The organism is Maledivibacter sp. (assembly GCA_025210375.1).
Lineage (GTDB): Bacteria > Bacillota > Clostridia > Peptostreptococcales > Caminicellaceae > JAOASB01.
On the sequence record JAOASB010000055.1, the window covers coordinates 17,699 to 31,300 of the forward strand.

13 protein-coding genes are annotated in these 13,602 nt (G+C 33.8%); 3 read left to right on the top strand and 10 right to left on the bottom strand.

The features are described 5' to 3' along the window. Positions 1–7: 7 nt before the first annotated feature. Positions 8–2,347 (bottom strand): 3-hydroxyacyl-CoA dehydrogenase/enoyl-CoA hydratase family protein, encoded by a 2,340-nt coding sequence (locus tag N4A68_20340; GenBank protein MCT4566651.1) that lies wholly within the window; start codon positions 2,345–2,347, stop codon positions 8–10. A 45-nt stretch (positions 2,348–2,392) separates the two neighbouring features. Then, positions 2,393–3,682: a 4-hydroxybutyrate CoA-transferase gene (locus N4A68_20345; GenBank protein ID MCT4566652.1), complete on the bottom strand. Its 1,290-nt coding sequence runs from the start codon at positions 3,680–3,682 to the stop codon at positions 2,393–2,395. A 372-nt stretch (positions 3,683–4,054) separates the two neighbouring features. Here N4A68_20345 and N4A68_20350 point away from each other — a divergent pair, with 372 nt between their 5' ends. After that, positions 4,055–4,378: an IS110 family transposase gene (locus N4A68_20350; protein MCT4566653.1), complete on the top strand. Its 324-nt coding sequence runs from the start codon at positions 4,055–4,057 to the stop codon at positions 4,376–4,378. On the opposite strand, the gene N4A68_20355 is transcribed toward N4A68_20350, so the two are convergent. Then, complete coding sequence (locus tag N4A68_20355; protein ID MCT4566654.1) at positions 4,379–5,167, bottom strand: enoyl-CoA hydratase; 789 nt, start codon at positions 5,165–5,167, stop codon at positions 4,379–4,381. 383 nt (positions 5,168–5,550) lie between these two features. Here N4A68_20355 and pdxS point away from each other — a divergent pair, with 383 nt between their 5' ends. Together pdxS and pdxT are read left to right on the top strand one after the other, a co-directional pair. Beyond that, positions 5,551–6,429 carry a pyridoxal 5'-phosphate synthase lyase subunit PdxS gene (gene pdxS / locus N4A68_20360; protein MCT4566655.1) on the top strand — a complete coding sequence of 293 codons (879 nt, stop codon included), beginning with the start codon at positions 5,551–5,553 and terminating at the stop codon, positions 6,427–6,429. Between the two features lies 1 nt (position 6,430). Beyond that, positions 6,431–7,003, top strand: a complete 573-nt coding sequence (pdxT, locus tag N4A68_20365) for a pyridoxal 5'-phosphate synthase glutaminase subunit PdxT (protein MCT4566656.1) — start codon at positions 6,431–6,433, stop codon at positions 7,001–7,003. 140 nt (positions 7,004–7,143) lie between these two features. Here the strand turns inward: pdxT and N4A68_20370 are convergent, their stop codons facing one another. The 7 genes from N4A68_20370 to N4A68_20400 form a co-directional block, all read right to left on the bottom strand. Further along, positions 7,144–7,860 (bottom strand): TVP38/TMEM64 family protein, encoded by a 717-nt coding sequence (locus tag N4A68_20370; GenBank protein MCT4566657.1) that lies wholly within the window; start codon positions 7,858–7,860, stop codon positions 7,144–7,146. 1 nt (position 7,861) lies between these two features. Then, positions 7,862–9,013 (bottom strand): (Fe-S)-binding protein, encoded by a 1,152-nt coding sequence (locus N4A68_20375; GenBank protein ID MCT4566658.1) that lies wholly within the window; start codon positions 9,011–9,013, stop codon positions 7,862–7,864. 317 nt (positions 9,014–9,330) lie between these two features. Continuing rightward, positions 9,331–10,332, bottom strand: coding sequence for a phosphotransferase (locus tag N4A68_20380; GenBank protein ID MCT4566659.1), 1,002 nt, complete (start codon positions 10,330–10,332; stop codon positions 9,331–9,333). Next, positions 10,307–11,014, bottom strand: coding sequence for a TIGR04282 family arsenosugar biosynthesis glycosyltransferase (locus N4A68_20385; protein MCT4566660.1), 708 nt, complete (start codon positions 11,012–11,014; stop codon positions 10,307–10,309). Before N4A68_20385 ends, N4A68_20380 begins: the two co-directional genes overlap by 26 nt. Beyond that, positions 11,014–11,688, bottom strand: coding sequence for a TIGR04283 family arsenosugar biosynthesis glycosyltransferase (locus N4A68_20390; GenBank protein ID MCT4566661.1), 675 nt, complete (start codon positions 11,686–11,688; stop codon positions 11,014–11,016). Before N4A68_20390 ends, N4A68_20385 begins: the two co-directional genes overlap by 1 nt. A gap of 15 nt (positions 11,689–11,703) precedes the next feature. Then, positions 11,704–12,738 (bottom strand): ABC transporter ATP-binding protein, encoded by a 1,035-nt coding sequence (locus tag N4A68_20395; protein ID MCT4566662.1) that lies wholly within the window; start codon positions 12,736–12,738, stop codon positions 11,704–11,706. 24 nt (positions 12,739–12,762) lie between these two features. Continuing rightward, positions 12,763–13,569, bottom strand: a complete 807-nt coding sequence (locus tag N4A68_20400; GenBank protein MCT4566663.1) for an ABC transporter permease subunit — start codon at positions 13,567–13,569, stop codon at positions 12,763–12,765. Between the last annotated feature and the right edge of the window lie 33 nt (positions 13,570–13,602).

The following is a 13,602-nucleotide window of genomic DNA, read 5'->3' on the forward strand; positions in this document are numbered from 1 at the left end:
ACCTCCATTAATTTCTTAAGGGTTTACCCCTTGTTAGCATATACTCAATTCTTTGCAGTGTCTTTTCTTCTCCACAAAGACTAACAAAAGCTTCCTTCTCAAGTTCAAGTACTCTCTCCTCAGTAACATACATTCCAGCTGGAACATCTCCACCTGATAAAATATGAGCAATTTTATTAGCTATATGAACATCATAATCTGAAATAAATTTACCTTTATGCATATACTCTATATTATATTGAATCGCTGCTTTACCTGTAGTTCCAAGTACCTTGATTGGTTTTTTCTGCAATGGTCTAAATCCACCTTCTGAAAGATAAAGCACTGCATCTTTAGCTTCATCTATAAGATAGTCTCTATTCATTACTACTTTATCGGATTTCCTCATTAGACCATTCTTAATAGCATTATGGGCACTGCTTGATACCTTAGCTGTAGCAATGGTTTCCCAAGCTTTTTTGACATGATTAATCATTTCCCCAATATTTACTTTACCTAAATTCTCTGTACTACGGATTAATAATTCTTTAGTTCCACCGCCACCTGGTACAAGTCCTACTCCAACTTCCACAAGACCCATATAAGTTTCAGCATGAGCAACAACTGCATGGGAATGCATAGTAATTTCAGCTCCTCCACCTAAAGTCATACCATAAGGAGCGGCAACTACTGGTTTTTTACAATATTTTAATGACATATTAGCTTTTTGAAAATTGCTAACTATGTTTTCGAGTTCTTTCCATTTTCCATCAGTAGCTAATTTGCCTATAACATAAAGATTTGCACCTGCTGAGAAATTCTGACTTTGATTACCTACAACTAATCCACTATAGTTTTTCTCCGTTTCTTCTACCGCTGCATAAATCATATCTAAAACATCATCTGTTACTGTATTGCTTTTAGATTTAAATTGTAGGCATATAACATCATCATTAATGTCCACTAAAGCAGCATCTTTATTTTCTTTTATAACATTATTTTTAGAAGATGAAAGATTTATATAAGGTGCTTCAATATTTGCTGCATCATAGAACTTAGTCTTTCCAGCCAATAATCTTTCTTTAATCCAAGCAGGGATAGTTTCTCCTTCATCTCTCATTCTTCTAACTGATTCTTCAAATCCAATAGCATCCCAAATAGCAAAAGGTCCTATTTCCCAGTTGTAACCCCACCTCATAGCATTATCTATGTCTCTATAATCATCTGTTATTTCTGGAACTTTTCCGGCACTATATAATAGAACACTTTTAATAACTTCCCACGCAAATTTATTTTCTTCTCTTTCACCATTAACTAATATTTTATATTTATTAGCCGATTTAAGAGCTTCCCTTACAGCTTCAACCTTTTCTTTCATTAATGGCACATATTCTTCCTTTTCTATATCCCAAACAAGAGTTTGTTTACCCTTTTCTGTCTTAATTTTCTTATAGAATCCTTGTTTTGTTTTATCTCCTAAATGTCCTTTTTCAATTAACTTTTTAAAGAATTGTGGTAATGTAAATTCCTGTTTTTCAGCTTCAACATCAACATTATTAATAACATTATCTGCAACATTAGATACAATATCCAATCCAACCATATCTATAGTACGGAATGAAGCACTCTTTGGTCTCCCCATTACTATCCCTGTCAACTGATCAATTTTAGGTATATCATATCCATATTTTCCCATAAGTCTCAATATTATAACTGTAGCTTGTATTCCAATACGGTTACCTATGAAGTTAGGAGTATCCTTCGCCATTACTACCCCTTTACCTAATCTCTTAGTCCCAAAGTCAGACATGAATTCAACTAACTGTGCTAAAGTATCATTGACTGGTATAAGCTCAAACAACTTCATATAACGAGGTGGGTTAAAAAAGTGAGTTCCTAAAAAGTGCTGTCTAAACTCTAATGGCATATCTTCTACTATTTTATTTACTGACACCCCAGAAGTATTTGATGATACTATAGTACCTGGTTTACGATACTCATTTATTTGTTTCATAAAGTTCTTTTTGACATCTAGATTTTCAACTATAACTTCTATAATCCAGTCACAATCCTCTAACATATTCATGTTGTCACTGAAGTTACCTACTTCAATCATATCTCCAAAGTCTTTATCATAGATTGCTCTAAACTTTGGATTTGTAACTCTATCTTTACCGGCCTGTGCAAATCGATTTCTAACCTGTGGACTATCCAAAGTTAATCCTTTAGCTTTTTCTTTTTCGTTTAATTCTCTAGGTGCAATATCCAAAAGACAAACTGGTATACCTGCTCCTACTATATGTGCAGCAATTCCCGCTCCCATGACACCTGCACCAAGAACTGCTACTTTATTTATATTAAAATTCATTAGGCTTCCCTCTCTTTCTAAGGCATATATCTTTAATCTTAATTACTATTCTTTAATTAAACCTACCTCAATGGCTTGTTTTCTTAATTTGTCTCTAAAATCCGGATGTGCTATAGAAATTAAAGCATTTACTCTTTCCTTAATTGGTTTGTTGTTTATATCCGCTATACCATATTCGGTTACAACATACATAACCTCACTTCTTGGAGTAGTAATAACTGCTCCTGGAGGAAGAACTGGAGTTATTGTAGATACAATCTTACCATCCTTATCTTTAGTTGTTGATGCTAAACAAACAAAACTTTGCCCACCCTTAGATAATTTAGCCCCTTTTACATAATCCAATTGACCACCAGTAGAGCTATATTGTCTAAATCCTACGGACTCTGCACAAATCTGTCCTGTCAAATCTACCATTAAACAAGTATTAATTGAAACAAATTTATCATTTTTCCCTATTTCATTTGGAGTATTTACTATATGAATAGGTGCAAGTTCTACTTTTCCTTCTCCAACAAACTCATATAGTTCCTGATTTCCTAAACCAAAACCTGCATACATTTTTCCATTAATAACGCCTTTTTTAGCTAGATATACCATTGAATCAGTGAACATTTCCGTATGAACAGACAAGTCTTTCTTAGACTCTAACCCATAGCCTACGGCATTAGCTAAACCACCTAGTCCAATTTGGATTGTTGCTCCATCTGGGATTCTTGGAAGAATTAACTCGGCAATTTTTCTATCAGTTTCTAATACTTCAGGTTGCGGTAATATTGGAAGTTCATGATCGAATTCACATATGTAGCTTACTTCACTTACATGTATTCTATGTTTTATACCCTTAACCTTGGGTTGATGCTTATTAACTTGAACTATTATCTTATCTGCTGTTTCAGCGGCTATACCATTTGTGGAAACTCCCATTGGTCCATAATACATATATCCTTCTTCATCAGGCAAAGAAACATCGGCTAGAAGTACATTTGGTTTAAAGTCTTCCCTCATAACCTTACCTAAATCTGAAAAATTAACTGAATTTACATTTACATTCCCAACCTTAGCAAAGGCCCTAGCATATGCACCATAGAAAATGGTATGATAATTAATCCGTCCTATATATTTGGGTGATTTTATAAATTTAAATGGATATAATATCATCCCTGACATTAAATCTACATTTTCCAATTCATCGACTCTATCTCCTATTGCCTCTAACAATTGAATAGGTGCTGCCGAACAAGGTCCAAACCACGCTTTATCTCCAGATACTATTTTTGAAGCTGCTTCTTCTATTGATACAAGCTTACTTTTATAATCTCTTTGCCAATCCATAATAAATCCCTCCTCTTATAATATAGTTAGAACATTTGATAGAAATCGAATTTACTTTCGACCAAACATTTCTATATTTTTTCAAATTAATGTTTATATCTTGAGTAAAGCTTTTAGGTATCAGTATCATTTATTTAACCATTATTTCTATCAGTGAGATTCTGTGTTTTAAATAGATCACAATCCCAAAGGCCTCAACTACTTAATTGAATGAAATAAAAAAAGTAGAAGAAGAGTTTCCCATGAAATCTGCCCTTTTCATGGAGGCGACTGGTATTTATCACCTTACTCTGTTCTACTTCTTACTAGATAACTAAGTAAATAGTTTTATTAGTTAATCCACATGTCACTAATCGTAACAAGAATAAGAATATAAGAAAAGTAAAAAATGATAAAACAGATGCTCTAACCATGGCTAAAATAGGTAAATTTGAAGATACAAAAGCTTCAAGTCATCTAGACACTAACGTTCACATACTTAGAAATCTGTGTAGAGAATATCATTCTCTAGTTTATGATAAGACAGATATTAAGAAAAATTTATGTAGTAATTTATATCTTAGCTATTGTTATTATTTTTCAATGGCATGTTTACTACATCTTTCCTTAGAGACCATAAATTTTAAAAATCAAGTAGAAAAACTATTGAATTTTACTAGCTGTTCTTATTATTTACTTTGGATTATTGGTTCTTAATTATTTACCTTGGAAATTTGGCTTTCTCTTTTCAGCAAAAGCTCTGATACCTTCTTTGAAATCTTCTGTAGCCCCACATTGTATTTGATATTCTGTCTCATTCTCAAGATCATTTTCAAATCCAAAGAATGCAGATCTGTTTACAAGAGCTTTCATTTTCCCAAGTGCTACACTAGGCAAAGCAGAAAGCCTATTGGCAAGTTTCATAGTAGCTTCCTCTAAATTTTCTAAGGGTACTACTTGGGTAACTAATCCTAATGATAACGCTTCCTCAGCCCCCACAGGTCTTCCGGTCATGATTAATTCTGTAGCTTTAGCGGCTCCTAGCATACGAGTAAGTAAGAACGTACCTCCCATATCAGGAACAAGTCCAATATTTACGAAAGCCTGTATGAATTTTGAATTTTCTGCGGCAATTCTGAAGTCACAAAGTAAAGCAAAGTTGAATCCAGCCCCCGCTACTGGTCCATGTACAGAAGCAATAATAGGTTTTCTTAGATTACGTAATTTGAGAGCAACGTCACCAGCTTTACGTACCGCAGCACCAAGCTTTTGATCTCCACTTTCTAAACCTTTTAACATCATTCCTATATCTCCACCAGCACTAAAGCCTTTACCTGCTCCAGAAACGACTACTACTTTTACCGCTTCATCGTCTGCACACATATCAAGTGCAACCATTAGATCATCTAACATTGGTTCATTTAGTGCATTTAAGTTCTTAGGACTATTAAGAACTATAGATGCAATTCCTTCTACAACTGAAAATTTAATTTTTTTAAATTCCATACAAATACTCCTTTCAATATTTTATTAAATTGTTATCACAATAATTTATTGAGCAAGAATAATGCCAATTTCCAATCAGCTAAATAACTATATGTACATTGATAATTTGGTACAAAGATTGCACAACAAGTGAAATTGTTGCACTGAATATTTAGAATTTTAACATAAATGCTATTTAATCGGCAATATATTTGATAATTTTCTATCCCCACATAAAAAATATATACCTACATCCCAACCCTTAAATTTAATTTTTACTTTAAAATCACATTGACATAACTACAATTTTGTGTCACAATACAATTGTAGTTATATTGTATGCGTATACAGTCGTACAACCAATACAATATAACTACAATTCAAATATATAAGGGGGATTTATAATGAATAAAAGATATGAATTGAACAGAAACTTAGCTGAGATGCTTAAAGGCGGCGTTATTATGGATGTTATGAATCCAGAACAAGCTAAAATTGCTGAAGCAGCTGGTGCTTGTGGAGTTATGGCATTGGAGAAAATACCAGCTGATATTAGGGTTCAAGGTGGAGTTTCAAGAGCATCTGATCCAAAAATGATTAAGGAGATTCAAGAAGCTGTTTCTATTCCTGTTATGGCAAAGGTAAGAATCGGTCATTTCGTTGAAGCCCAGATACTTGAAGCCTTGGAAATTGATTATATTGATGAAAGCGAAGTATTGACCCCCGCTGACAATGTTTATCACATTGAAAAAAGTAAATTTAACGTCCCCTTTGTTTGTGGTGCTAAAAATCTTGGTGAAGCATTAAGAAGGATCAGAGAAGGAGCTTCAATGATAAGAACCAAGGGGGAACCCGGTACCGGTGATGTTGTGGAAGCAGTAACACATATGAGAAAAATGAATGAAGAGATTAGATACATTGCATCCTTAACAGATGAGCAGCTAATGACTGCTTCAAAAAATATGGGAGCCCCATATGAGCTAATCAAATATGTGAATGAGCATGGTAAATTACCTGTGGTTAACTTCGCTGCAGGTGGAATTGCTACTCCAGCCGATGCAGCAATGATGATGCAGTTGGGCTGCGATGGTGTCTTTGTGGGCTCAGGTATATTTAAATCAGGTGATCCTGCTAAACGAGCAGCAGCAATCGTAAAAGCAGTTACCCATTATGATAATGCTGAAATCCTGGCTAAGATTTCAGAAGATCTTGGTGAAGCCATGGTTGGTATCTCAGTAAGTGACATAGGTGAGCAAAATAGAATGGCCCATCGTGGGTGGTAATATGGTAATAGGTGTTTTGGCTTTACAGGGTGCTTTTAGAGAACATATGAATTGTCTTAAAAGGATTGGAATACAAGGTAGGCTTATAAAAAGCAATAGGGATTTAGAAGAAATTGAGGGAATAATTCTACCCGGTGGAGAAAGTACCGCTATGGGAAAAATGTTGGTTGACTTTGATATGAAGGACAATCTATCTAATAAAATCAGAAATGGTCTTCCGGCTTGGGGTACATGTGCAGGTATGATCTTACTTGCTAAAGAAATCCATGGAGAAGAAGAAGCCCATCTAAGGGTGATGGATATTAATGTAAAGAGAAATGCATACGGCAGACAGCTAGGTAGCTTTTCAACTAAAAAGTTAATTCCTATGATTTCCCATAATCCCATTGAATTAGTTTTCATTAGGGCCCCCTACATCAATAGGGCTGGGAAGGATGTAGACATTTTATGCAAAATAGATGAAAACATTGTTGCTGCAAGGCAAAAAAATATACTGGCTACCTCATTTCATCCAGAGCTTACTGAAGGCGAAACCTTTCATAGATATTTTGTTGATATGATCAAAAATCAGTGATAAAGTCCTTCCTTAAATCCTTACATAGAAACAATAACATTATAAAAAGACCTGTCCTTCTTAGCCATAGAGGTTTAAATAAAAACTTTAGCTTAAACCCTATATAACAAAGGAAGTCAGGTCTTTTTCATTGTTTCAGATTATTTTAATTCCTTTAAATTAAAACCCTTTTTCTTTACAACATATTTAGGTATTAAGGATATACCTACAAATACAATAGACCCTATGGCTAGATACACAAGTATTCTTAAAGGACTACTGCCAGATCCAATAACTCCTCCCATAAGGTTAAATGCTATTATACCAGGTATTGTACAAATCCATGAAACCAATATATATGAAGAGAATCCGATGTTTGTCAGTCCATAGGCATAGCTTTGAAGCATATAGGGAAATACGGGTATTAATCTCGTAATCATTAATATTCTCCAACCATGCTTCTTAACACCATCGTCAATCTTCTTAAACCCTTTATTTCTATTTGACCATCTCACAATCATATCTCTGGCTGCATATTTTGCAATTAAGAAACCACAAGTATCAGCAACTAAAGCTGCTATAGCTGTCCATATGGCTCCCATTAAGGATCCAAAGACTAGCCCTGACAGAATCACAAAGGGGGGAGCAGGCAAAAACAGTAAACACCCAATAATAAATATCAAAATATATACTAAGGGTCCAAAATATCCAAATCCATTAATCCAATGCCTTAATATATCTATATTCTCCCCACTAAAATAATCATAAATTCCAAAAACCTTCATCATAATAATACAGGCTATTATGATTCCACTTATAGCAACGGGTTTTATCCACTGTTTCCCTAGGAATTTACCATTTTCATTTTGAACTGACATATTAATCCCTCCTTTTCAAGGAGTCAATCATTCTCTTACCTTCATATCTATTGAACCATTGCTTCATAGCACCTTTTTGTGATTGTGTAAAATTATTGCTTTCATACATATCATCATTAAAAACTAAATCTAATATATGAACTGACTTTTTACCTCCTATAATCATTGCTTCTACACAGGATTGGCAGTAGGATAATATATGGCTTGCCTCAGTTTGCTCCGCTCTTTTTTTCATTTGCTCCGTGGCTAATTTATTGTTGGTCACTCCCACCATACCACCTCTGCCACAGCAAGAAGTATTCTCCTTGCAGTTTTCAAATTCAATGGTTGAAAATCCTAATTCCTTAAGGATATTTCTAACCGACTTATGAATTTCTGCTTCTTTTCTTGTCGGACAAGGATCATGGATAGCAAATTGTACATCTACATTTTTTCCTATACCTTTTTTCTCCTCCGGGACACCTAACTCTGCCATTACCTCCCATAAAGACCTAACCCTTACGTTTTTACTATGTTGATTTATGGTCTTATAGCAATTTTGACATGCTACAATAATCTCACTTACATTCATTTTATCTATTTCACGCTGTAATTCATTATAATATTTTTTAAATTTGTTATCTTCTCCCATGGATTCCGTTGGTTTTCCACAGCATTTTAGAATAATTCCCGTATTGGGTAATTTAGTCCTTAGATATTCGTAGATTTTCTTAACCATATATGGACTATGGGAAGTTAGACTACAGCCCGGTAAAAAGGCTCTTTTTATCCCTTGCTGACTTTCTGGTTTGTGGGATGCTGTAAATAGTCTAGAAAAACTATTTTTCTGATGGAATTTCACTGTATTATACCCTTTAACCCTTGGCACTCCCTTATTCTTCTCTGTACTATATCTTCTCAGATCATAAAACACTTCTTTTAAGTCTATATCCTTAGGGCACACCTGGGTACAGTAACCACATAAACAGCAGGAAAAGGGGATTTGATCATTTATTTTACCCTCAGCCCCTATCCCTTTTAATAATTCCTTTGGAGTACTGCAAAATGTACTTAGCATAGGACAATTCTTCATACATAGTTTACACTCAATACATTTCTCGGCTTCACTATTAAGCCTTTGAATCCATAAAGAGGATAATTCTATTTTTTTCATAGGGATCTTCCTTTTGAGTTTGATGGGATAAGCTTATAAAAACCTATTAGGCATATGAAAAAAATAAACAAGTTAGGTTACAAAGTAATTTTGATTATTTTCTAGGCACTGGATCATGCACATACTCACTGCATGTAAATGATTGAGTAACAACGAAAAGAATTAAAAGAACGGGTAAGATGACTAGTTTATTTTTTGGATATACCTTATATAATGATAAAAAAAACAACCCTAGAAGTCAAATAAGTAATATCTATGGCTTGAAAGGTTCTATAGGTTTTTTCAATACTTATCCCAGATTATTGAAGCTATATGCCTTATATATAACCTTCTAATAATTTCTTCATGAACTCTATATCCAAATATTGTTCTATTTTTCTAAATGTATCCATGTTTTTTATTTCTTTATCAGGCCTTTGATATTCAATCCACCCATGGGCACACCAAGATAAGGCCCTTAGATATAGATATGGGGTATATAAATGTACCCTTTCCCTTATATTGTTATCTTTACCACCCAATCCTTGGGAATATGCTCTATAGAATGAATCTATTTCATTTTTTGATAATGTATGATTAGTCTTCCATCTAGTTGTAGTAACTGCTAAAAATTGGCTCAAATCTTGACATGGATCACTTATAACAGGTTTTTCCCAATCTATCAGATAGCTTTTTTCATTTCCTATGATAAAGTTATGGGAATTAACCTCTGTATTATTTATAACATGCCATTTATCTTTAATAAAATATTTTTCACGTTGCTTATTATCTTCGGCCCATTTCAAAAACCAATGAAAAAAATCCTTTAATTTCTTATCCACTATAGGAGACTCTAAATAATTTTTTAGTAACCGCCTGCCCTCTGATACCCTATCACTACAAATGCTTTCTTCTATAATAAAGTCATTACTAATAGGCTTTATATCCATAGAATGTATCCTTCCAAATATTTTAGCAGCCCTTTGTAAGTCCCTATCATATCTAAGGGGTTCACCCTCTAAAAACTCCATAATCAAAATACCATAATCAAAAACTTCTTTAGTATCATCTACGAAATATACCTTTGGAGTCACGCTACTTATTTCAAGGGCTTTTAAGGCATTATATTCATATGTGATTTGATTTTCAAGCCCTAGCTGGCTCCCAGTATTCACCCTGAAAACATATTTTTTCCTTTCATCATATATAATAAAATTTACATTATATTCTCCTTGGGCTAAGAAATTGACTTTAAAATTTTTATTCATATTAAGTTCAGAGTATACTTTCTTCTCTAAAGCATAATCCCTAATTTTATCCCTTAAAGTATCCTTTAGCATAGCTTCCATCACTCCATAAGCTTTTTAAATAATTGATTGTATTATAGGGTATAACATTAAATCCATCTTCTATATTCTTAGTTTTTTCTAGAAAAGCTAGTAAATCCTCTTTAGTATCTATATCCCTAAGTTTTTCTATTAAGCTAGTCCTTAGGCCTAGACTATTTGCAATATCAATAGTGCCCTCTAAAACCGATCTATTTCCCCACTTCAATTTATCATCAAATATTTCCCTATATACTTTCCTCATACCAATAAGATAGTAACCACCATCAATGGTCGGCCCTAGTACAATATCATGGTTTCCCAAAGCCTCAAAGGCTTTATTAATATCAGTAGGTTGAATATCCGGTATATCTGCCCCCATAAGAACTACTTTAGTGTATCCTTTATTAAGAAGATATTCAAAGCTATTATGCATTTTTTCCCCAAGATTCTTTCCATGCTGTGGAAAGAATTGTATATGGCTGGGGATATACTCCTTTATCAAAGGAAAATGTTTTTCAGGAGTATATGTTAAGTATATATCTATGTCATCCTCAATGAATCTAAATATATTAAATAAGTCAAGTAGAAAACACCTATGGAGTTTGGCACATTCCTCTCCGGATAAAATTTTCATAAGTCTGGTTTTGGTTTTACCCGGTATAGGCACCCTTGTCATTAGTATTAAAGCCTTCATCATCTTGCCTCCCTATATATGTCCTTTAGCCTTTGGGGGGATACTCCTAATAGGTATAATATCTTTATTTTATGCATCAAAAGCAGGGTTTTAAGCTGTCCTCCCCCTTTAAACCTCCTTGCAGATGTTCCTATAGGAGTCTTGAGTATCATAACCCGTCCTGATTTATATAGTTTTTTAGATAGCTCCCAATCCTCCATAAGGTCTATGTCTGGATAGCCTCCTAATTTAAGAAAAATGTCCCTTCTAACAAAGATACCTTGATCCCCAAAAATCAAACCTAAGAACCTAGCCCTAAGGTTAGAGGTTATTGCTACAAATCCCATAAACAACGTATTATAATCATAAAAGTATAAGGAAAAACCGCCACCTATACAATTATTTTGTATGGCCTCTTCAATAGATTTTAATGATCTATTATGGAGCTTTGAATCAGAATGCACAAACCATAGTATATCTCCCATGGCCACTTTGGCTCCATCATTCATTTGATTAGCTCTTCCCCTTTTGCTGTGGATAACCTTAGTATACTTTGATGCTATATCCACAGTTTTATCACAGCTTCCACCGTCAACAACTATAACTTCCTTTTCGCCCTCTAATGAATCAAGATGTATTAACAGCTTCTCTATATTTTTTTCCTCATTTAAAACTGGCACTATTATCGATATCATATTAAGCACCTCATATTAATGATCTTGTGCTTTAAAAAACACAACCCTATCAAAGTCAACTTTTAAACATACCCTTTGATTTATCTCAAATATATTTTTTGAGTTTGTTACACATTTTAGTTTTGTATTATCCGATAATAAAGTATAATAAATTTTGTCTCCAGCATATTGTTTCGATAATATTTTTGCCCATAATCCATTTTTTTCTTCGGAACCTGTTATTTCTATTTCTTCGGGTCTAATCATAGCTGAAACCTTTGAATATTTATTAAAACTAGTTTTAAATTTACCTACATTACATTCAAAAATACCGTTTTTTATTTCACCCTTTAAATAGTTCTTTTCTCCAAAAAAATCAGCAACAATTGGTGAGTTAGGCTTTTCATAGATGTCTGTGGGAGTACCAAACTGCTTTATTTCTCCACCGAGCATTACGGCCACCTTATCCGAGGTAATTAACGCTTCTTCCTTGTCGTGGGTCACTAATAAAGTAGTTATATTTAATTTCCTCTGTATATTGCATACAAATGTCCTCATGGATTCACGAAGTCTAGTATCAAGATTTGAAAAGGGCTCGTCCAAGAGAAGTATCTTTGGCTCTATTGCCAATGCCCTTGCTATGGCAACCCTTTGTTTTTGTCCACCGGAAAGTTCACTTGGATATTTTCTTTCATGTCCTGCTAATCCAACTAGTTCAAGAATCTCATTTATTCTTGCTATTCTTTTAGACTTCTTAACCTTAGCCATTTTTAGTCCAAAGCCTATATTCTCTTGAATAGTCATATGGGGAAATAAAAGATAATCTTGAAAAACAATTACTGCTCCCCTTTTTTCCACGGGAATATGGGCAATTGATTTTCCATTAAAAAGTATCTCTCCACAATCTGGAGAAAAAAGCCCAGCTATAATCTTTAAAGTCGTAGTTTTACCACAGCCAGATGGTCCAAGTAAAGAAACCATCTCTCCTTCATCTACAGTTAGATTTATATTGTTTAAAACCCTATTATGCTCAAAGGTCTTAGACACATTTTTAAGCTCTATTCTATACATTATACATTCTCCTAAGCCAAGCTTTTATATATAAAAATAATTTTCACCCTTATAATAGGTCTTAACTATTCTTTCTATTAAGAAAAGAATAGCCACCGTCGATATTAGAAATATAATACTATAGGCTGAAGCCATCATCCTATCTCCACTTTGAATATATGGAAACATTAACATTGAAAATGTAACGATCCTTCCACCACCTATTAAGAATGTCAAAAAATATTGACTGAAGGAAACAATAAATACTATGCTTCCAGCGGATATTAATCCCGGGGCAATAAGGGGAAGTGTGATATGGGTAAATGTTTGAATTGGACTTGCTCCTAATACTCTAGCTTGCAGCTCCATTGATTCTCCGATTATCTCAAAAACATTTGTCAATATCCTTATACTATATGGTAAACAAGGAATTAAATGAACTAATACCACTCCTAAAAATGTATTGGCTAATCCCAGCTTAATGAAAGCGATATGTATGCCCATTGCAACTGTTATTGGTGGGACAATTATCGGTGTAAGCACCAGGATTTTAAATACATTCTTTCCTTTAAAATTATACACTCCTAGGGCCTTTGCAGCTGGAATACTGATTAGAATAGTAATAATCGTAACGACGCTGGAGAGGCCTAGGCTGAAACAAAGAATTCTAAAGGAATTATTTGAAGGGCTTAGTATATATTTAAAACCTCTAATACCAAGATTTTTAGGAATTAAATCCGGCCAAGGCCATATTTTTACAAAACTCCATAATACTAATATCCCAAGTGGAAGGATCAATAAAAATATTAATGCATACATTATAAATTTGAATATATAACTTTTCTTCTCCATTTTTGCACCCCTTCATTGTCAGTCAACTAGCAT